The organism is Paenibacillus artemisiicola, from assembly GCF_017652985.1.
Classification (GTDB): Bacteria; Bacillota; Bacilli; order Paenibacillales; family Paenibacillaceae; genus Paenibacillus_Z; species Paenibacillus_Z artemisiicola.
Map to the genome: position 1 here is coordinate 1 of NZ_JAGGDJ010000058.1, position 21,670 is coordinate 21,670.

The 21,670-nt window shown below is 63.7% G+C and carries 14 protein-coding genes; 1 reads left to right on the forward strand and 13 read right to left on the reverse strand.

Annotated elements, in window-relative coordinates:
• Positions 1-1,279: sensor histidine kinase (locus I8J29_RS30125; RefSeq protein WP_208851011.1), on the forward strand; the 1,279-nt coding region annotated here is incomplete at its 5' end.
• 190 nt (positions 1,280-1,469) lie between these two features.
• On the opposite strand, the gene uvrA is transcribed toward I8J29_RS30125, so the two are convergent.
• The 13 genes from uvrA to I8J29_RS30190 all read right to left on the reverse strand — a co-directional run bounded on the left by uvrA (position 1,470) and on the right by I8J29_RS30190 (position 21,662).
• The gene (uvrA, locus tag I8J29_RS30130; protein WP_208851012.1) at positions 1,470-4,394 is read right to left on the reverse strand and encodes an excinuclease ABC subunit UvrA; all 2,925 of its coding nucleotides are present in this window, start codon (positions 4,392-4,394) and stop codon (positions 1,470-1,472) included.
• Positions 4,395-4,412: 18 nt separating this feature from the next.
• Positions 4,413-5,351 carry a hypothetical protein gene (locus I8J29_RS30135; protein ID WP_208851013.1) on the reverse strand — a complete coding sequence of 313 codons (939 nt, stop codon included), beginning with the start codon at positions 5,349-5,351 and terminating at the stop codon, positions 4,413-4,415.
• A gap of 190 nt (positions 5,352-5,541) precedes the next feature.
• On the reverse strand, positions 5,542-6,537 hold the full coding sequence (locus I8J29_RS30140) for a carbohydrate ABC transporter permease (RefSeq protein WP_208851014.1): 996 nt from the start codon (positions 6,535-6,537) through the stop codon (positions 5,542-5,544).
• Positions 6,538-6,558: 21 nt separating this feature from the next.
• On the reverse strand, positions 6,559-7,428 hold the full coding sequence (locus I8J29_RS30145) for a carbohydrate ABC transporter permease (RefSeq protein ID WP_090643954.1): 870 nt from the start codon (positions 7,426-7,428) through the stop codon (positions 6,559-6,561).
• Positions 7,429-7,431: 3 nt separating this feature from the next.
• Complete coding sequence (locus tag I8J29_RS30150) at positions 7,432-9,717, reverse strand: DUF5696 domain-containing protein (protein WP_208851015.1); 2,286 nt, start codon at positions 9,715-9,717, stop codon at positions 7,432-7,434.
• A 12-nt stretch (positions 9,718-9,729) separates the two neighbouring features.
• A complete protein-coding gene (locus I8J29_RS30155) occupies positions 9,730-10,377 on the reverse strand; it encodes a Yip1 family protein (protein WP_208851016.1) in 648 nt (215 codons plus the stop codon).
• Complete coding sequence (locus I8J29_RS30160) at positions 10,374-11,795, reverse strand: NHL repeat-containing protein (protein WP_208851017.1); 1,422 nt, start codon at positions 11,793-11,795, stop codon at positions 10,374-10,376. The genes I8J29_RS30155 and I8J29_RS30160 overlap by 4 nt, the downstream gene beginning before the upstream one ends.
• A 13-nt stretch (positions 11,796-11,808) precedes the next feature.
• The gene (locus I8J29_RS34325; protein ID WP_208851018.1) at positions 11,809-12,672 is read right to left on the reverse strand and encodes a carbohydrate ABC transporter permease; all 864 of its coding nucleotides are present in this window, start codon (positions 12,670-12,672) and stop codon (positions 11,809-11,811) included.
• Between the two features lie 14 nt (positions 12,673-12,686).
• Entirely contained in the window at positions 12,687-13,640 is a 954-nt protein-coding gene (locus I8J29_RS30170) for a carbohydrate ABC transporter permease (RefSeq protein ID WP_090643943.1), read from the reverse strand.
• 24 nt (positions 13,641-13,664) lie between these two features.
• Positions 13,665-16,652, reverse strand: coding sequence for an extracellular solute-binding protein (locus I8J29_RS30175; protein WP_208851019.1), 2,988 nt, complete (start codon positions 16,650-16,652; stop codon positions 13,665-13,667).
• An 88-nt stretch (positions 16,653-16,740) separates the two neighbouring features.
• Complete coding sequence (locus tag I8J29_RS30180; protein WP_208851020.1) at positions 16,741-18,186, reverse strand: ABC transporter substrate-binding protein; 1,446 nt, start codon at positions 18,184-18,186, stop codon at positions 16,741-16,743.
• A gap of 190 nt (positions 18,187-18,376) precedes the next feature.
• Positions 18,377-19,792, reverse strand: coding sequence for an ABC transporter substrate-binding protein (locus I8J29_RS30185; RefSeq protein WP_208851021.1), 1,416 nt, complete (start codon positions 19,790-19,792; stop codon positions 18,377-18,379).
• A 67-nt stretch (positions 19,793-19,859) separates the two neighbouring features.
• Positions 19,860-21,662, reverse strand: coding sequence for a cache domain-containing sensor histidine kinase (locus I8J29_RS30190; protein ID WP_208851022.1), 1,803 nt, complete (start codon positions 21,660-21,662; stop codon positions 19,860-19,862).
• Positions 21,663-21,670 lie beyond the last annotated feature (8 nt).

The following is a 21,670-nucleotide window of genomic DNA, read 5'->3' on the forward strand; positions in this document are numbered from 1 at the left end:
CTCCGACCCGCCCGGCACGTCGCTCGCCGTCGTCTCCGCGGACGGGACGTTCACGGACTTGTCCGGCCAATACGGCGTGCCTTCGCCGCGGCTGACCGCGGCGGCCTATGCCGCGCTCATGAACCGGATGGCGGAAGCCCGGGGCCGGGAGCCGCGGAGCGACTACGACCTGCTCGCGGACGCGGGCGGCGTCCGGCAGCTCGTCGTCTACCGGCTGACGGGACCGCCGGACCGGCCGACCGGCCTGCTCCAAATGGGCGCGGAGACGTCGCAGCTGAACGACGTCATGACGCGGCAGCTGCTCATCTTCGCGAGCCTCTCCGCGCTCGCGCTGGCCGCGGGGCTCGCGCTCTACCTGCCCGTGCTGCGGCGGACGCTCGAGCCGCTGTCCCGCATGGGCGAAGCGGTCAAGGGCATCGACGCGGGCAACCTGGAGCAGCGGCTGCCGGAACGGCAGGGACAGCGGGAAATCGACCGCCTGTCCGCCGGCTTCAACGGCATGCTGGAACGGCTCGAGGCGTCGTTCCGCGCGGAGCAGGAGACGACCGAGGCGATGCGACGGTTCATCGCCGACGCCTCGCACGAGCTGCGCACGCCGCTGACGTCGATCCGCGGCTTCCTCGAGGTGCTGCTGCGCGGGGCGGCGTCCGCCCATCCCGAGCAGCTGGAGGCGGCGCTGCGCAGCATGCACGGCGAGACGAAGCGGCTCAACAAGCTCGTCGAGGACCTGCTGACGCTGGCCAAGCTCGACCGCGAGCCGCAGCCGCGGCTCGCCGACGTCGCCCTGGACGCGCTCGTCCGCGGCATGGAGCCGCAGCTGCGGCTGCTCGCCGGAAGCCGCGCGCTGACGATCCGGCTGACCGCCGGCCTGCGTGTGCGCGGCGACGGCGACAAGCTGCGGCAGGTGCTGCTGAATCTGTTCCAAAACGCCGTGCAGCACACGGACCCGGAGGCCGGCGCCATCGACGTCTCGCTCCTGGCGGACCGTTCGCCGGATGGCAAGCAGGCCTGCGCCGAGCTCGCCGTGCGCGACAACGGCGCGGGCATCGGCGCGGAGCACCTGCCCCGCCTGTTCGAGCGCTTCTACCGCAGCGACGCCTCGCGCGCCCGCAAGTACGGCGGCTCCGGCCTCGGCCTCGCGATCACCGCGGCGATCGTCGACGCGCACGGCGGGTCGATCGCCGCGGCGAGCGCGCCCGGCGAAGGCAGCGCCTTTACGGTCCGGCTGCCGCTGCAGCCGGAGGCGGACGGGAAGCCTCTCGAGAGCCCTCCCGTATAGCGAGCATAACGAAAGAGCCCCGCGAAGCCGCGGGGCTCTTTCGTATAACCGTTCGACCCTAGCTGCTGACCACCCTGGCTTTTGACCACTCTAGCTGCTGACCACCCTAGCTTTTGACCTTGGCTTTTGATCTTGGCTTTTGACTCTGGCTTTTGACTCCAGTCTTCCATTCAGCGTCCAAACCCGACGCTCAAGCGTTCGTCCGCGCGAGCGGCTCCGTCCAATACCGGTTGTCCGCGGCCAGCACGGCTCTCAAAAACTTCCCCGTATGCGACGCGTCCGACGCCGCCACCTGCTCCGGCGTCCCCTGCGCGACGACCGTGCCGCCGTCCCTGCCGCCGTCCGGCCCCATGTCGATGACGTAATCGGCGACTTTGACGACGTCCAGATGATGCTCGATGACCAGGACCGAATGGCCGTTGTCCACCAGCTGGTTCAGGCAGTCGATCAGCTTCTGGATATCGTGCAGATGCAAGCCGGTCGTCGGCTCGTCGAGGATATACAGGTTATGCGAGCCGCGCTTCAGCTTGCCGAGCTCGGTCGCCAGCTTGATCCGCTGCGCCTCGCCGCCCGAGAGCGTCGCGGACGATTGGCCGAGCTTGAGGTACCCCAGCCCCAGCTGGAGCAGCACGTTCAATTTGTGCACGACGAGCGGCTGGTCGGCGAAGAAGGACGCCGCCTCCTCGATGCTCATGTCGAGCACTTGCGCGATGTTCTTTCCGCGCAGCGCGACCTCCAGGACCTCGCCGTTGAACCGCGCTCCTTTGCAGGACGGGCACACCGCTTCGACGTCGGGCATGAATTGCAGCGGCGTCGTGACGACGCCTTCGCCCTGGCAGTGCTCGCACCGGCCGCTCTTCTGGTTGAAGCTGAATTCGGACTTGCCGATGCCGCGCGCGGCGGCCTCCTCCGTGTCCGCGAAGAGCTCGCGGATCCGGTCGAAGAACCCGGCGTACGTCGCCGGATTGGAGCGCGCGCTCCGGCCGATCGGCGATTGGTCGATGTTGATGACGCCCGTCAGGTGCTCTGCGCCTTCGATCGCGTCGTGCGCGCCCGGCACGATGCGGTGGTCGTAAAACCGGGCCGACAGCTGCTTAAACAGCACTTCGTTGATCAGCGTGCTCTTGCCGGAGCCGGATACGCCGGTGACGCAAGTCATGACGCCGAGCGGGATGTCGACGCTGACATGCCGCAGGTTGTTCGCGCTTGCGCCCAGGATGCGGAGGGACGGGCCCGAGAGCGCGCGCCTGCCGGAGGGCACCTCGATTCGCCGGGCGCCGGACAGGAAGGCGCCGGTCAGCGAATCGCCCGCTTGCCGCAGCTGCGCCGCCGTGCCCTGCGCGATGACGCGCCCGCCCCGCTCGCCGGGTCCCGGCCCGATCTCGATAATATGGTCCGCGCTGAGCATGGTCTCGATATCATGCTCCACGACGATGATCGTGTTGCCGATATCGCGCAGCTTCTGGAGCGTCCGCACGATCCGCCTGCTGTCCCGGGCGTGCAGCCCGATGCTCGGCTCGTCCAGCACGTAGAGCATCCCCATGAGGCCGGAGCTGATCTGCGTGGACAGGCGGATGCGCTGCGCCTCGCCGCCCGAGATGGTATCGGAGCGGCGCCCCAAGTTCAAATATTCGAGGCCGATGTCGATCAGCAGCCCCAGCCTCGAACGGATTTCGGCAACGATTTGCCCGGCCGCCTGCCGCTTCGCTTCCGGAAACGCGGCCTCGGCCAGCAAAGCCTGCAGCTCCTTCAGCGGCACGCTGCACAGCTCGTGGATATCCCTGCCGCCGATGCGGACGCAGAACCGCTGGGGCTTCAGCTTCTTCCCGTCGCAATCCGGACACGCGTGCTCCGCCATCACCCGCTTGAAGAAGTCGTTGTCCCAGAGGCCGCTGCCGCCGCGCCGCGTCACGTGCTGCTTGTACCACCGGTTCACCTCGTGCACGAGTCCGCCGTATTTGCGAAGCTTGCCGGCTTGGCTATGGGCATGGCGGGGATGATCGTCCGTCACGACGATCGGAAACGCTTCGCCCCGGGTCCCGTGGAACAACCGGTCGACGAAGTCCTCCGGCAGCTCGCTGAACGGCGTGTCCATGCTTTGCCCGTAGTGCAGGAACAAGCTGTGGAACAGCATGCCGCGATACGATTTCTTCGTGCTCGGTCCGTAGAGATTGTGATCGAGCGCGCCCTTGGCGACGCTCTTCTCCGGGCTCTTGACCAGGAACCGCTTCTCGGTCCGCATGTAGGTCCCGATTCCGCCGCAGGTCCGGCAAGCGCTGCCCGGGTCGTTGAAGGAGAAGTACGACGGATGCAGCTCGCCGATCGCGAGATGATGGGCCGGACAGCCGAAGTCCCGGTAAAACGCGTCCATATCGGCCGGCTTGCCGTCGCCCGGACGCGCGATTTCAAACCGGATGAAGCCTTCGCCGACCAGCTCCAGGCTGTTCTCGATCGTTTTGGCCAGCGACTTGAAGAGCGAGGGCGCGACGACGGCCTGATCGACGATGACCTCCATCCGGTACTCCGTCTCCTCGTCCAGCTCGATCGGGTCGCTCAGGTTGCGGATCTCGCCGTCGATGCGCACGTAGCGGAAGCCCTTGCCCCGGATCTCGTCGAACAGCGTCGCGTAGTCTTCGTCGTACAGCTTGAAGACGGGCGCGAGCACCTCGAGCTCCGTCCCCGCGGGCAAGGTCAGCACGCGGTCGATCATCTGCTGCACCGTCTTCGCCGCGATCGGATGCCCGCAGAAGGGACAATGCGCTTCGCCCGACGACGCGAACAGCAGACGGAGAAAATCGTACACGTCCGTCATCGTCCCGACCGTGGAGCGCGGGTTCGTGCTGCCCTTCTTCTGCTCGATCGCGATGACCGGCGACAAGCCGAACACGAAATCGACGTCCGGCTTCTTCAGCTGGCTCATCCGGCTCTTGGCGAACGTGGACAGTGATTCGAGGAAGCGGCGCTGCCCTTCGCCGTAGATGACTTCAAAGGCGAGCGACGACTTGCCGGAACCGCTGACGCCCGTGATGACCGTCAATTGATCCCGCGGGATATCGACGTCGATGTTCTTCAAATTGTTTTGCCGGGCGCCTCTTACTTCGATCTTCGTTTTCATCGCGCAGCAGCCGCTCCTTTACCGGACGTTCCCGTCCGCATCTTCGAGCATGTAAGCCGGTTCTTCCAAGCGCACCCTGCTCTTGGGCGTCGCCTTCGCTTCGGCGGGGAACGGCGCCAGATGTCCGCGCTCCGCGAGCCACCCGCAGGCCGGCTCCAGCGTTGCCGCGTCCAGCCGGACGACCGTCCCCAGCTTGTCCGCCATCTCCGAGAGCGACCGGACATCCTGCTCCTGCTTCAAATAATCGAGCACCGGGCGGAACAGCTCCAATTCCCGCTCCTCCATGAACCGGACGATCCGATCGAGAGCCGCCCGCGCTTTCGCAGGGTCCACGGAGCCGCCGACCAGCCCTTCGTATACGTCCCGGAAGAAAGCCGGATTCAGCGCGGACGCCTGCTGCACGGCCTCGCGCATCGGCACCTCGCCGTGCCGGACGACTTCGATTTGGGCGAGCGTGTCGATCAGCTTGATCATCCAGAACGCGCTGTACAGCGCGTCTTCCTTGACGTACAGCCACTTCTCCGCTTTCGCGAGCCCGCCGAGCGCGAAGCAGCCCAGCTGCAGCAGCCGATGCTGCCGGTCCCGCTCGCCGACGTGGCGGATAGTCGCGAAGACGGCCTCGAGCGACGGATCCTTCGTGAACAGGATCTTTCCCCGCAGCAGATAGGAATGCTCGAACGAGGCGGACGCCGATTTTTCCACCCACCGCTTGAATTCGTCGCGAGTCTGGATGCCCGCGTTAATGGCGATGCCGTTCTCGGTGAAGCACATGAAGGACCGCGTTAACTTCTGATCGTGCACGATCAGCTTCATGTCGATATCGGACTTCTCCCATACCTTGTCGTAAGAGAGACTGCCGAGCAGTATCGCCGCGATGACCTGCTCGTCGTCCCGGACCTTCCGCACGAAGGCTTCCAGCGCCTCCGCGTACCGGGCTTCGATCCCGGATCGATCCATGCGCATGCTCCTCCTCCCGCCGCCTTGTGCCGCCTTGCGTGCCTTGTGCCGCCTTTCGTTCCCGGCGGAGCGGCATTTCGTTCTCCGTGGAGTATTCGCCGGCTCCGCGGCCGATCCTGCCGCGCTTGGCCCGCTACGCAAAAACCGCCGCGGGCGGCGGCGGTTCTTCGCGAAGCTGAACGTAACCCTCTTATTCCACCAAGCCGGAGCGCTCCACGCCTTGAATGAAATACCGTTGCAGGAACAAGTACACGAGCAGCATCGGCACGAGCGAGACGAACGTGGCGGCCATGACCACCGGCAGGCTGAACACCTCGAATTTGCTGCCCGTCAGCTGGTCCAGCGACTGGTAGAGCCGCGGCAGCATCATCGGCAGCGTGAACTTCTCCTCGCTCGTCAGGTAGATCGACGGCTCGAAGTAATCGTTCCAGTGCCACACGAGCGACAGCAGCGTCGTGACGACGATCGCCGGCGGCGTCAGCGGCAGGATGATCTTCCAGTAGACGCGGAAGCTGCCGCAGCCGTCCACCCGCGCGGCGTCCTCCAGCTCCCACGGCAAGCCCCGGAACAGCTGGCGGAAGATGAAGATGAAGAGCGCCCCGCGCAGCCCGTTGCCGAGGAAGGACGGGATGATGAGCGGCAGCACGCTGTCGATCCAGCCGATCGTCTTGTATTGCATGAACAGCGGCACGATGATCGTCTGCGGCGGCACGATCATCGTGAACATGCAGAGCACGAACAGCGTCTCGCGTCCCGGAAACTTGATCCGGGCGAAGCCGTAGGCGATGAACGAGCAGGACAGCACCTGCCCGATCACGCTCAGGACGGCGATCAGCGCCGAGCTTTTGAAGTGCGTCCAGAACTGGAGCCCTTGCATGCCGTAATAGAAATTTTCCCAGGCGAGGCTCGTCGGAATCCATTTGATCGTGAAATCCATCAAATCCGCGGGCTGCTTGAGCGAGGTCGTGACCATGTAAATGAACGGATACAGAAAGACGAACGCCAGGTCGATCAGAATCAGGTAGACGAACAGGCGGTAGATGAATCCGATCCAGCGGCTCTTGCTGCCGAACCGGCTGACGAGCACGCTGTTCCGGATCGCCGCGGCCCTGCCGCGGGTCTTCTCCGGCACGGCCACGCGCGCGGTCGAGGCCGTCTTCGTCTTCGCTACGGGGATCGACTTCATGCTGGGGCACCTCCTTGCGGCTTATTTTTCACCCGTGTAGACGATCAAGCGCCGGGTCGACACGAAGACGAGCACGAGCAGCAGGAAGATGAACAGGAAGTAGATCCAGCCCATGCTCGAGGCATAGCCCATCTGGATGTTGGTGAAGGCGGTGTCCTTGATGTACACCATCATCCGGTTGTTGATGTCCGTGAAGGAATCCACGAACGTATAGACGGTATTGAGCAGAATGATCGGCGTCATGAGCGGGAGCGTGATCTTCCAGAACATCTCCCATTCCGTCGCCCCGTCGCATCTCGCCGACTCGTACAGCGAGACCGAGATGCCCTGCAGGCCGGCCAGGAAGAGCAGGATCTGCACGCCGGTCTTCCAGAAGATGATCGTCAGCCGGCTCAGCATGTCGAAGACGATCTGCGAGAACGTCGGGCCCATGTAGAGGAACACCTCGTCGGGGACGCCGATGCCGTTGACCAGCGTATCCTTCCCGACCCCGGCGTACAGCAGCTGCTGCATCGCAAGGCCCGAGCCGATCAGCACCGGCAGGAAGAACGCGGCGCGGAAGAACGCCCGTCCGCGGATGTTATGGTTCAGCAGGATCGAGATGATCAGCGAGAACACGAGAATGAGCGGCGTGTTGATCAGCGCGTCCTGGATGACCGAGATGAACAGCGGGATGAACTTCGTGTCCAGCACGAACGCGTTGTTGAAGTTGCCCCAGCCCACGGCTTTCAGCTGAAAATCGCCGACGCCCTCGACCTCGTGGAAGCTGAGCCACAGGGAATACACGAGCGGATACAGCATGAACAGCGCGAAGCCGAGCGCCCACGGCGCGATATAGACGTAACCCGCGAGCATTTTTTTGCGCTCGAGCCCGATTCCTTTGCCTCTCACGGCTTACCCTCCCTTCGGCACGACGATGAAGTTTTTGCCCGGCACGACGCTGCCGTCCTCCGTGCGGGCTTCGGCGGACGCGTAGTTGACGATGACGCGGGTGCCGTCCTCGTAGCCGACCTCGTACAGGTCCTTCGCCAGCTTCCGGTGCGACGTCATCGCTTGCGACCAGACCGTCCGCAGCTTCTCGTTCATTTCCTTGTACCGCTCGATCGCCTGCGGCGCCCAGCTCTTGTAGTCGGAGCTGAACAGATCGCTGTAATACGTGTCCTTCAAATCATCGGCGTCGTTCATCGTGAATTGGTAATACGGCATGTAGCCGTACTCCACCATCTTGAGATACTGCAGCTGCGGATCGTAGAACAGGTTCTGCGGGTCGCCGGAATACGGGATGAGCCCGTGCACGACCATCTGGTACAGCGGGATCGTCTCGTCGGTGAAGAAGTAGCCGCTGTCCTCCATCGGAATGCCGAACAGGCGCGACGAGTACTTCAAGGTGTAGCCGTTGCCGCCGATCGAGGCCGCGCCGCCGAACTGCTTCGCGGACTTCGCCATCATCTCCGTCCAATGCGCGGCGGTCCCTTCCCGCGTCGACGGATAATCCTTGTTGTAATCGTAGTAATCCTGGTAGCCGATGCCGTCGAAATTGATCCCGGAGATCGGCAGCTTGCCAAGCGGATCCAGCACGTTGGACTGGAAATGCCGGTTCTGCTTGCCGGCGCTCAGCAGGAACGTCTCGCTGTACCGGTCGGTCGCGGCGAAATGGTTCGCCCCGACGACGACGTCGCCCCGCGTGGAGAACCCGTCGACGCCTTTAAAGGCATCCACGTAGTCGTCCTGCAGGTACAGCTGAATGCCTTGCTTCTTCGCGTAGTCGCCCAGCGCCTTCAGCCCGCTCATGCCGCCGAGCTTCGAAGACGGCTCGTTCCCGGACGGGTAGGCCAGGTAGCCTTTGTCCGTCCAGCCGAGCAGGTTCGCGGAGATCGCGCCGACGCCCTGCTTGCGGAGTTCCTCCATGATCCCCTTCGCTTCGTCGTAATTCGTCGTCGCGATGAACCGGTCGAACAGGATCCGGTTCTCCTTGATGCCCATCAGCAGATCCAGCCCGAACGGAACGGGATCGCCCTTCTTGATCCGCGGCTGGACGCCTTCCTCGTTCACGAGGTAATCCCGGTACGCGGCGGCCATGTGCCCGTAATCCGCGTCGTTCCCGCTCAGGAAGACGTAGCGGACCGTATGGTCTTCGCGGAGCAGGTTCTTCTCCGGCTTCTTCGCCAGGTTGCCGTCCTTCTTGACCGCTTCGTACTCCCGGCGGTACACGAGCTCCGAGGCGACGCGGTTCAGGTTGATCAGATAGCCGCTCGGCGAGAACAGAATCCGCGCGTCGTACTCGCCCTTCGTGATCATGCCGAGGAAGGCGTTGTCGCCCACCTTCTGCCCGAAGATCGGCAGCATGGCGTTCATGTCCCGGCTGAAGCTGTTGAAATTGATCATATCCGGCCCGTACACGCTCGCCCGGTACGGATTCAAGTATTCGGGGTGAATGGTCTTGAACGTCGACAGCGCCCCGGAGCCGTCCGGATAGACGGAATAGCCTTTGTCGTGATCCGTCGCGGCGCCGAAGAACGGCAGCGGCGAGATCGCCATCAGCCAGTTGTTCTCGGATTCCTTCACCGACTGCCCCGGCACCGTCACTTCGAGGGCGTCGTCCTTCAGCCGGAATTGCATCTCGAAGCCGATGCCGAGCCGTTCCAGCTCGTAGCTCACCGACACTCCGTCTTCCAGCGGCGTCGCCTTCATCTTGGGCTTCTCGAGCGCGGAGTTCGTCTCCTGCGTCTCGAGCGCCGGCAGGCGGGGATCCGTGAAGGTCAGGTGGAAGATCGATTGGCTGCTCGCCGTCCACAGCTCGTTGCCTTCGGCGTTCACCTCGTCCAGCGGAACCGCCGATTTCCAGAGGTGGCCGTTGCGCTTATCCTTGACCGCGATGGCGGAGTCCGAAGCGCGGAACATCAGCTCGAGGCGTTCGGTCTCCGCGACCTTCTCGTACGGATCCTGGTTCGGCGCCTGCGCGTCGACGGACGGCGCGTCCGCCGGCGGCGCCGCATCCGCGGCATCGCCGCCCGCCTCCGCGTCGTCCGTCGCTTCGGCCGCGTCCGCCGTCGCCGGCTTCAGCTCCTGCTGCGCCCGGGTCACGGCCCGCTGGATGGAAGGCAGCGCCAGGAGAACGAGCCCGGCGAGAACGACGGCGACGGTCGCGTAATAGAGCCAGCGTTTGGCTTTCGTCGACATGGGTTCCCCTCCTCAGTTCTCCAAGAGATAGCGGGCCTCTACGATGACCTCGCGCACGAATTGCAGCACATGGTTCGTCAGGGCGAACGTCAGCCCCACCGTGCCCCAGAAGATCAGGAAGGCGACGATGGAGAGCAGCATGACCCCGACCGACTTCTTGAAGGTGTAGTCGTTCAGCACCTTCAGCTGAATGAAGATCAAGAGGGCGACCCACGCCCAGATGATCGTACTGATGCTGTTGTACAGCCCGAGCTCGCCCCGCGACATGATCGTCGAGATCGCGGCGAGCGGGATCGAGAACACGACGTAAGGAATGAGCGCGTACGACATCGCCGTGAAGATTTGGCTGAAGTGCGCCTCGCCGTCCATGATGGCCGTGATCAGGTAGCACGCGATGACGCCGGACACGAGCGGCACCACGAAACGGATGATTTCCAGGTTCAGGTCCGCGTTCTCGGGCTGCAGGGACGTCATGTGAAAGCTCGTCATGTAGATCGTCACGATCCGGACGGCCAGCGTCAGCAGGATAATGACGCACGCCGCGATCAGATTGCGCGTCTTCTGCAGTTCCTCGAAGCCGTCCGCGGGATGGAAGAGAATGGCGATGCCGAGCCGCACCGCGTGCAGCCCGGGCGCTTTCGCCGCCGCCGTCTTGTTCAATAGCCGTACCTCCTTATGACGGTGTTCGTGACGCGGATCAGCCCTTTGACCAGCAGGTAGGCCGCGTACACGATCAGCGCCGCGGCGACGATCAGCCATCCCAGGTACTTGCGCATCATCTCATGCCGGTACTCGGCGAACGCCTTGGAATAGCCGTCCTGATCCTCGCCCAGCTTGAATTCCTTCATCGCGTCCTTCCACTTCTCTTCCTTCATCAGCGCCTTCGCCACGCCGCGGTGCGCGAGCGGATAGTTCTCGTCGATCGCGAGCACCTGCTTCCACGGCCCGAGCGCCTCCTGGTACCGGCCGTTGTAGTGCAGCTGGCTGGCCTGATGAATGAGATCCGCGAAGCGCGTCGGTTTGAAGATCTGGATGTTGCCCCGGTCCCGGTCCAGCACGTACACCTTGCCCGTCTTGTCGGTCACGATGCTGATCGGGTATTCGAAGCGGCTCTTCACGTCGCCCTGGCCCCCGAACACGGCCAGCAGGTTGCCCTCCTGGTCGTATTGGTAGATCTTGCGGGACATCGCGTCGAGCGCGTTGATGACGCCGAATTGATCGACCGCCAGATCGACGAAATACGGCTGCTCCAGCGTCCCGCTCTCGATGGACGACTGGCCGAAGGCGGCCTTCTTGTAGATGTTCTCGCCCATGGCGTTGAACTTCTTGATCTGATCCGCGTCGATGAGCACGGTCGGGGTGTAGATGAACCCCTTCTCGTCGAGCGTCAGATTCGCGTTTTGCGGCGGTACCGCGTTGTTCAGCTGCTCCCGCTGCTCCGGCGTCGCCAGCACCCGGATCAGCAGCTTCTTCCAATCGAACGGGACGCGGTTCGCGCCGATGTAGCCGCGGAACCGGTTCATCGCGTCGATCATCATGAAGCCGCTGAAGTCGTTCTTGTTCAGCACGTAGATGTAGCCGCGGCGGTCGAGAATGACCTTGTCCGGGGCGAACTCCAGGTCCGGGCTCAGCAGGCTCGACTCCGGCTTGACGAACTCCTCGACGAGCTTCCCGTCCGGCCCGAGGTGGATGACCTTCCCGCTGCCCGTATCCGCGACGAACATATCGCCCGTCTCGTCGACGAAGATGCCGTTCGGCTTGTTGAGCTTGACGCCCTGCTCCTTGCCGAAGATGCCGAGCACCTTCCCGTCGCCGCTCAGCTTGACGATCCGGTTGTTGTCCGTATCCGCCACGTAGAGGTTGCCGCTGCCGTCGATGAACAGGTCGTTCGGCTTGTTCAGGCCCGGCTCGCCGACGTCCAGCACGACGGTGTCGACCGTGTAGGTCAGCGGAATCGGAATGCGGTACCCGTACATGGGATCGATCGTATACGACATTTGCGGGAGGGCGTAGGCGGGAAGCCCGCCGGCCAGCAGCAGCAGACAGCCGAGGACGGCCGCCGCGATTCGTTTGTGCATCCTGTCCGTCCCCCTAAGATTTGATCCCCGAATGGACCATCGTATTCATGATAAGCCGCTGAAACAGCATGAAGATCAGAATCGGCGGCAGCGTGACGAGGAACGTGCCGGCGGCGAGCGCCCCCGACCGCGCCACGACGCCCGGCCCGCCGGCCAGCGTCTGGATGGCCAGCGGCAGCGTCTTCATCGTCTCGCTCGTCGTGAACACGAGCGCCGAGAAGTAATCGTTCCAGTTGCCGATGAAGGAGAAGATGATCAGCGTCGCCCACGCCGGCTTGCTCACCGCCATGATGACCCGCCAGAAAATCTTCCATTCCGAGGCGCCGTCGATGTAAGCCGCTTCGATGAGCGCGTCCGGAATCTGATCGAAGAACTGCTTCATCAGGAAGATGTTGAACGCGACGGCGATCTTCGGCAGAATGAGCGCCCAGTAGGTGTTCACGAGGCCGAGGCTGGAGACGATCATGTAGGTCGGAATTTGCGTGACCTGCGGCGCGAACATCAGCGCGGACAGGATGAAGGTGAAGATCAGGCCCGCTCCCGGCGGTTTGAATTTGGACAGCACGTACGCGCCGAGGCTGCAGACGAACAGGCTGGCCGCCACGATCGAGCCGGAGACGAACAGGCTGTTGAAGATATACCGCGTGAACGGCACGACCGAGCTGTCCGTCGCCGTCAGCAGGTCGAAGAAGCTGCGCAGCGTCGGCTTCTGCACGAAGAACGTCGGCGGATACAGGAACAGCTCGTCGAGCGGCTTGAACGCCGTCGACACCATGTAGACGATCGGCAGCGCGGTGAAGCCGACCAGCGCGATCATGAACGCGTACAGCAAACCCCGATTGAAGCGGGCGACAAATTTCGTATAGTTGAACGTCACGTCCTTTGGCCCCCTTATAGATCTTTGGACGACAGCAGCTTCATTACGATGCGTCCCAAGCCGAACGTCAGGAAGAACAGGAATACCGCGATCGCCGACGCGTAGCCGAGCTCGAACCGAATGAAGGCGTAGTCGAACAAGTGAGAGATGATCGTATGCCCCGCGTAGTTGGGACTCGGCATGCCGGAGATCGCCACCGCGATGTCGAACACCCCGAACGCCCCGACGATGGAGTTGACCGCGCCGAACAGCAGCTGCGGCTTCATCAGGGGCAGCGTGACGTACCACAGCTCCTGGAACTTGCTCGAGATGCCGTCGATCGCGCCGGCCTCGTACAGCTCGGGCGACACGTTCTGCAAGCCCGCGAGGAAGACCAGGAAGCCCGTGCCCATGCTCATCCAGAGCGATACGATGATGATGACCGGCATGATCGTGTCGGGGTCGGTCGTCCATAGAATCGGCTCGCTGATCATGCCCCAGCTCAGCAGCCAGTTATTCAGCAGGCCGTACCGGTCCCCGGAGAAAATGTACAGCCAGACGATGGACAGCGCGATGCCGCTCGTGATCGACGGCACGTAGAAGGCCAGCGAGAACAGCATCTTCGCCCGCAGCGAGTTAATGACCCACGCGAGCAGGAACGACAGGCAATAGCTTAGCGGGCCGCCGATCACGGCGAACACGAACGTGTTCTTGATCGACTTGAGGAAGATGTCGTCCTCCAGGAACAGCACGCTGTAGTTGGACAGGCCGACCCACTTGGCCGGCTGCAGCATATTGTAATACGTGAAGCTTAAGTACACGGATTGCACGACCGGTACGACGGTAAAGACGATGAAGAGAATGAGGAAGGGACTGAGAAACAAGTACCCGAGCGCCGCCTTCCTCCCCGCCTGCGACAATTTGAACCGCCTTGCCTTCTCGGCCGACAGCTGAAGCGGGTTGTTCGCGACTTCCACGCTGCTATTCATGTGCCGCTCCTCCTTCCGCGAAATCTAATCCGGGGCGAACCCGAATTCCTTTTGCTTCGCCGACAGCTCTTTGTTGATATCCTTGATGCCCTGCTCCAGCGATTCGCGCACGTTCGTCCCGCCCAGCACGACGCGGTTCCAGGCGTTGTCGATATTCCGCGACGTGAAGTACCCGCCGAGCACGTACGGCTGCTCCTTGTAGTACTTCCATTGGTCGGTGAGCGCCTTCAGGTCGTCCTCCGGCCACGGCAGCTGCGTGAACGCTTCGACGTTGGCCGTGTTCCACCGGGCTTCGACGCCGAGCAGCGCTTCCAGCTCCTGGCCGAACTGCACCTGGCTCTCGGTGCTGGTCCACCATTTCAGGAATTCCCAGGCTTCCTTCTGGTGCTGCGACTGCTTGAAGATCGCGACGGACTGCACGTTGCCGCCGGCGGTCCGGTCGATCGAGCCGTCCGCCTTCTTATGCCCCGGCGACGGCGCTACGCCCCAGCGGCCCACGAGCTCGGGCGCCGCGGTCGACAGCTGCACGTACGTCAGGTAATCGGCGATCCCGACCGGCATCTCCCCGGTGCGGAACCGGTTGAAGAAGTTGGCGTTGACCGGGAATTTATAGTTCGTGTACAGCTCCGTCCATTCCGTGAACGCCTTGAACGCCTCCGGCGAATCCAAGCCCGACTTACGGCCGCCGTCCTTGTAGAACTCGCCGCCGTTCTGGTAGAGGAACGGCATGAAGCCGAGCGACGTCGGCGGGTAGTACATCTGCATCCCGTTCTGCTGCAGCACCGGCAGCAGCGCGTACGCGTCGTCCCACGTCTGCGGCACGTTGACGCCGAGCTCGCCGAGGACGTCCTTGCGGTACACCAGGACGTTGAAGTCCTGCGTCTCCGGCAGCGCGTAATTGCCGCCGTTGTACTGGAACGGGATCAGCGCGCCCTGGAGGAACCGCTTGCTGACCTCCTGGTAGTCCGGGAACTGCGACAGGTCGACGGCGGCGTCCCGAATCGCGAATTCGACCGGCAGGTGCGCGTCGACGCCGGTGGCCACGTCCGGCGCTTTGCCGGAGCTGGCCGCGAGCAGCAGCGTGTTGACGGAGCCCGAGTTCAGCTGGCCGGCGGGGAGCGTGTTGACGTTGATGCGGATGCCCGTCTCCGGCGTGAACTCCTCCTCCGCCATCTCCTTCATGATCTCCGCCCATTCCTTGCCCCGCGATACCCAGACTTCCAGTACCGGTCCTTCGCCCTCCCCGGCGTCGGACGCGGTCTTGCCGTCCTTGCCGTAGACGCTGCCGACGCCCGTGTAATCCTTCGTGAAGGACGCCGCGAAGTTCTTCAGCGTGCTGACGGACTTCTGCCAAATGTTCGACTTGACCTTCGGATCGCGCGTATCCGGCGCGCCGATCAGCACGTAATCGAGCACGAGCGGCACGTTCTGCAGGCCCGTCAGCAGCGTGCTGAGCGACGTCTGGCTGTTGCTCAGCTCGGAGAGCTGCCGGGGGATGCTGTCGGGATTGGCGACCATCTTCTCGAACGTATGGTTCATCATCCGGAGGCTGCTGACCGTGCTGGGATCCTTCTTCGATAGCCCCCGCAGGGCGTTCATCTGCACCGCCAAGTCGTCGGCGATCGCCTTCAGGTCCGTTACGAGCTCCGGCACCTTCTTCCCGAGCTCGTATTCGAAGTTCGGGTCCGGCGTCGGCCCCGTCACCATGATGATGCGCCGGTACAGGTCGGACAGCTTCTGCGTGTCCGCGGTCAGCGCCTCGGCGACCGTCTGGTACGGCCCGACCTCGGCGACGAGCGTGATCGCGTGCGCGCCCGCCTTCAGCGGCACGAGCATCGGCTCCTCCTTGCCCGTCCCGGGATCGGTCGTATGCAGCGTTTCCAGCTGCCAGCTGCGGGAATATTGAAACGGGTACAGCTCCATTTCCTTGTACGGCACTTGGCCGTCGATCAGGATCTGACGGTAGGACGGCAGTCCGTCGCCCCACCATTGCCCGACCTTGAGGCCGATCTTGTACAGGCCGTCCTTCGGCACCTCGAACGTCCACGTCGCCTTCTGGCCGCCCTTCCGCCAGCGCCAATCGCCGAAAGCGTTCAGCCGGATGCGGCCGTCGCTCGCCGGCTCCATCAGCGGGTCGCCGTTGGCTTCCCGGCGGATCGTCGGGTCGGACTTGCTCGGGTTGTTCTCGGCCTGCACTTTCACGCTGACGTCTTCGGCCGGCGCGAAGCCCTGGCCTTCGAAGGTCTGCTTCGCCTCCGCATAGCCGGGCGTCGTCGCCGGCGACGTCAGCGCCAGCCGGCCGATCGCCATCGTCTCCGCCAGGAAATTCATGCGGAAGACGTGCTTGCCCGCCGTCAGATGGAATTGGAACGGCTCCGGATACAGCCCGTTGCCGTCGGCGATCGGCTGCTCCATCCAAAGCGGCTGCTCCACCTGCTTCGGCCGGACGTCGTCGCCCTGGTTGTTCTTCTCGGGTTCTCCCCGGTCCACCCAGTTGCGGAAGAAATACAGGCGCTGCGCCTCGCGGAACGGGCTCTTGCCGTCGATCAGCAGGTCGCGCTGCATCGGCAGCCGCTTGCCCGCCAAAGGATAATAGCGCGCGCTCAGGTTATACAGCCCGTCCTCCGGGACCTCGACCGTCCACTCGATCCAGGTCGTCGCCTTGTCCCACACCAGCGCGGCTTGGCCGTCCACCGTGTCCGTCGCCGGCTTCGCGCCGCCGAACGCCGTGTAGCGGGCCGCGTCGACGACGATGTCCGGCTGCGAAGCCGGCTTCAGCCCCTGCTCGCGGTACCCGGCCAGCGCGCTGGCGTAGTTCGGCTCCAGGATCGCGTCGATGGACAGGTCGCTCGCGTCTCCCAGCGGCACGCCCTGGTTCGTGTTGCGGTCCCGCAGCTTCTCGCTGGCGTACGAGCGGGCGTGGTCGCCGCACACGGTCGTGATGACGAGGCAGGCGAGCGTGAACAGTACGACTCTCTTCCCCTTCAATGCCTCTTTCCATAGCCGGTTCAAGCGCTTCACCTCGTTTGTCGTTCGTTTCGGGCAGGACGCGCAGGACAAGGAAGGGAGCGGCGCCTTCCCGCCCCCTTCCTGCGCATCGCTATTTGGCCTGCAGCTTCTTCAGCTCCGCGTCCACGTTCTTCTTGACCTCGTCCAGCAGCTTCTTCGGCTCGCCCTTGCCGTTCAGCGCGAGATCCTGCACGCGGAACGTTTCGTCCCACATTTTCTGGCCGGCCGGCGTGACGGGACGGAAGTGCGCCGACGGCATCATGTCGACGAATACTTTGAGCTGCGGATTCTCCGTGATCTTGATTTCCTCGTTGACCTTCGGCATCGCCGTAATGTCGTTGCCCGCGTTCGGCCGCTTCGCCCAGAGCAGCGTGCCTTTGTAGCCCGCGATGAACTTCAGCAGCTCCCACGCTTCCTGCGGGTGCTTGCCGCCCTTCGGCAGCGTGAAGGAGAAGCCGCCGGCCCACGTCGTCTGCGGGTAGCCGTCCGCGGACGGCATCGGCGTGACGCCCCATTCGAAGGTCGGCTTGACCTTCGCGTTGCTCTTCAGGTCGTTCAGGATCCAGTTGCCGTCGACCATGAAGCCGACCTTGCCGGTCCAGAACGGGTTGATGCCGGTCTTGCCCATGACGTCGTTGAACTTGTTGATTTGGGCCATGTCGTACTTCTTGGCGTAGCCCGCCATCCATTCGAGCGCCTTCACGATTTGCGGGTCGTTCGGCGTCAATTCCGCGTCCTTCGTCCATTCGCCGCCGAAGTTCCAGCTTTGCGTGTACAGATAGCTCTGGCCCATCCACGGGATGAAGCCCACCTGCTCGTAGCCGCCGCTCGTCGATTTCTTGAACATCTTCTCCGCCATCGCGTCCAGCTCGTCGATCGTCTTCGGCGGCGTGTTCGCATCGAGGCCCGCTTCCTTCATCAGCGTCTTGTTGTAGTAGAGGCCGCGGTTGTCCGTGCCCCACGGCAGGGCGTAGACTTGGTCGTTGTAGGTCGTTTCCGCCCACACGCCGGGGTAGTAATCGTTGGAGCTGACTTCGCTGTCCATCTCCAGGAACGGCGTCAGGTTCTCCAGCGAGCCCTTGGCCGCCCAGGACCCGGTCAGGAAGCGGTCGAGAATGGCGACGTCGGGCGGCGTGCCGCCGGCGATGAGCGTGGTCAGCTTATCCGTGCCGCCTTGGTCGGGAATGTACTTGATCTTGATGTTCGGGTGCTGCTTCTCGAACTCGCTCAGGACGAGCTTCGTGAAGTCGGTCTGGAACGTGCCGCTCCAGCCCCATAAGCTGAGCGTGACCTGCTCGCTCGTGCTTTTGCCGGCGCCGTCGTCCGCCGCTTCCGCGTTGGCCGCCTTCCCGTCGTTCGCGCCTCCGGCGTTATCCGCCTTCGCCCCGTTGCCGTTGCCGCCGCCGTTGTCGGACGCGTCCGAACCGCCGCCCGATGCCCCGCAGCCCGTCAATGCCAGACTGACCGCCAGCACGGCCGCGAAAATCTTGATCCTTGCCGGCTTTCCATGCAAGATGCCGCTGTTCCCGACTGCCATCCGCAAGCCCCCTCGACCTATAAAATTGAAATCGCTTACCTTTACCAAGTGTAGCGGCAATTCGCGCGCGCGGTAACGGGAGCGGCTTTAGGTTTGGTGTAGTATTTTGACCAAGATGGAAGCCGCGGCAAAAAACCGCCCCCGGGTCATGGTCATGACCCGGGGGCGGCCTCTTCAAGCGGACCTTTAGTTATTCGTATCTGGCGTCGCCAAGCGGCCCGCCGGAGCCGGATCGGCTTTCCTCGACGCCGGAGAGCCTCGCGTCCAGATGCCTCTTCACGCCGTCGAGCAGCGCCTGCGGGTCCCCCTGCCCCTTGACGGCCAGGTTCTGCGCGCGGACGAGCTCGTCCCACATATAGCCGCCTACGGGCGTCACCGGCCGGATGCGGGCATGCTGCAGCAGCTTGACGAACACGTTCAGCGGCTCCTGCTTGTCGAGGCCCAGCTGCGCGTTCACTTCCGGGATGCACGTCAGGTCGTTCTTGCCCGCCGCCCGCCCGGCCCACAGCAGCGAGCCTTCCTTGCCCGCGACGAAGCGCATGAAGCGCCAGGCCTGCTCCCGGTGCTTCGCGCCCTTCGGCATGACGAACGACCAGCCGCCGGCCCAGGACACCCGGGAACCGCCGTCGATCGTCGGCATCGGCGCCACGCCCCACTCGAAGTTCGCCGACGCGATGTCGTTCAGCAGCCAATTGCCTTCGATCGCGAAGCCGACCCTGCCGGACAGGAACGGATTGAGATCGGCCTGCCGGAGCTCGTCCGCGAAGGCGCCCAGCTTCCCGGCGCCGTATTTCTTGCCGTAGCCCTGCATCCACGCCAGCGCCTTCACGTTGCGGGGGTCATTCGGCGTCAGCTTCCCGCCGCGCTCCCATTCTCCGCCGAACGCCCAGCCGTACGTGTACAGAAACCCTTGCGCCTGCCACGGAATGAAGCCGACCTGATCGAACTTCCCCGCGGCGCCCGTCTTGAACATGCGCGCCGCCATGGCGTCCAGCTCGGCGATGGTGCGCGGCGGCTTCCCGGGATCGAGCCCCGCCTGCTTCATCAGCGTCTTGTTGTAGAACATCGCCCGGGCGTCGACGTTCCACGGGAGCGCGTACGTCCTTCCGGCGTATTGCGTCTCCGACCAGACGCCGGGGTAGTAGATCCCGGCCATCCCGTCGGCGCGCGCCTCCTCCGTCACGTCCTCCAGCGCGTCCTTGGCCGCCCATTCGCTGACGATGAACCGGTCGACCATCGCGACGTCCGGCCCCGAGCCGCCCGCGACGGCGGTCAGCAGCTTCTCCGACGACTGCGAATTGTTCGAATTCTCCACGAAGGACAGCTCGACCTTGATGTCGGGGTTCGCGTCCTCGAACGGCTTGACGACCGTGTCGTAGAATTCCTGCTTGAACCCGCCGCCCCAGGGAAACCAAAAGCTGATCGTCACCGGGCCGCCGCTTCCGTTCGCGCCTTCCTCCGAAGGCGGCGCGTCCGCCGGCAAGCCCTCCGCCTTGCCGCCGTACAGTCCCTTGTCGCACGCCTCCAGCAGCAGTCCGGCCGCGAAGAGAACCAGCAGCAGAAGCAGCATCGCCGCCTTGCCGCGCGTCAACAGCTTCTTCACCATCGTATTCCTCCTTCGTAGCGGCCCGCGTTCCCGGCCGCGCCTCCGCCTTCCTTCCCGCTTCGGCGCGTCAGCCCGTCCGCTTGGCCGGACTGTCCGTCAAGAGCGGAATCGTCAAGACGACGCTGGTGCCTTGCCCGTAGCTGCTGTCGATTTCGATGCCGTATTGCGCCCCGTAGGCGATCCGGATCTGGGCATTGATGTTGCGCAGCGCGAAATGGCTGCCTCCCTGGATGTCCGCGTCGCCGCGCAGCAGGCACCGCAGCTCGGCGAGCTTCTCCGGCGTCATGCCCTGCCCGTCGTCGACGACCATGAACTTCAGGCAGCCGCCCTCGCGGAGAAACGAGACGTCGAGCCGCCCCTTCCCCGGCTTCTTCTCCAGCCCGTGATAGATGGCGTTCTCGACGAGCGGCTGGAAGATCGACTTCAGCACCCGGTAATCGGCCAGCGACTCGTCCGCGTGCAGGTGAAGCGAGAACTTGTCCCGATAGCGAATCTTCTGGATCAGAATATAGCTGTCGATCAGCTGCACGATCCGCCCGATCTGGACCTCGTCCATGCCCTCGCTCAGGCTGAGCCGCAAATACTTGGACAGGCCGAACACCATCGTGCTGATGTCGTCCACCTTATGGATGCGGGCGATCCAATGCACGGAGTCGAGCGTGTTGTACAGGAAGTGGGCGTTGATCTGGGAGCCGAGCATCTTCAGCTGCAGCTCCTGCTCCAGCAGCTTCTGCACGTACAGCTCGTTGATCAGCGCCTTGATGCGGGCGACCATGTCGTTGAAGTGCAGGAACAAGTAACCGAATTCGTCTTCGCGCTTGTCCTCGATGCGCGCGTCGAAGTCGCCGTTCTTGGCTTTGCGCATGGCGCGAATCATCCGGTGCAGCGGCCGGTGCACCGAGGAGGCGATCAGCACGGCGAGCAGAATCCCGATCGACAGGCAGAACACGCCGAGCGTCACCATGTACCAGCGGATGTTGCGCGCTTCCTTGTCCAGGTCCGTGCCCCGCATCATGCCGACGAGCGTCCAGTCCGCGGCTTCCAGCCGGTCGTAGACGAAGAGCTTCTTCTCCCCGCTCACGGTGCGGCTGAACATGCCCTGATGCGAACGGTTCGCGGGCATGTCGAACTGGATCGCGTTCAGGATGCCGTCCTTGTCGCCGACGATGCCGCCGTCCTTGTCGATCAGGATGTTGATGCCCGAGCCGTCGTAGTCGATTTCGGACAGCAGGCCCGTGATCTCCTTGGCATCCATCTCGTACAGCAGCACGCCGACGATCTCGCCGTTGTCGACGTCCCGCTCGGCCCGGCCGAAGGAGAAGACGGGCGTGGCGTCCTCTTCCCGGATCATGGATTGCCCGATGCCGAAATAAACCAACCCGCCGTCGGCCTCGCGGATGCGCCGGTACCAGGAGGTATTGGAGAAATCGGACGCGAACGGATTGTAGACCGGAAGGGAGTCCCGCGGCGAATACCGGAAGGAAACGCCCCGCTCGCCGAGCAGGTAAATATTCACGATGTCGTTCCGGGCGTTGATCAGATTGGCGAGAAACGCGGCGTTGGCATTGTTCGTTTCGATCCGGTCGAGCTCGCTGCCGAACCGCCGGGCGAGCTGCCGCTGGACGTCCCGGCTGCCGAGCACGAGCATCGAGCGCTCGGCGTAGCCCTTCAGGATCGCGTCGATCCGCTTGCTCATTTGCTGCACGTTTTGCAGCGCCATCCCGCCGACCTTGGATTCGATGATGTCCGCGGATTTGTCGTAGGACAGGTAGCCCATGACGGTGATGATGACCAGCATGCTGACCACGTAGAAGCCGAACACCTTGACGCCGACCGAAGCGAAATTGGACCTCCGGAAGATCTTCAGCATGATGCGTC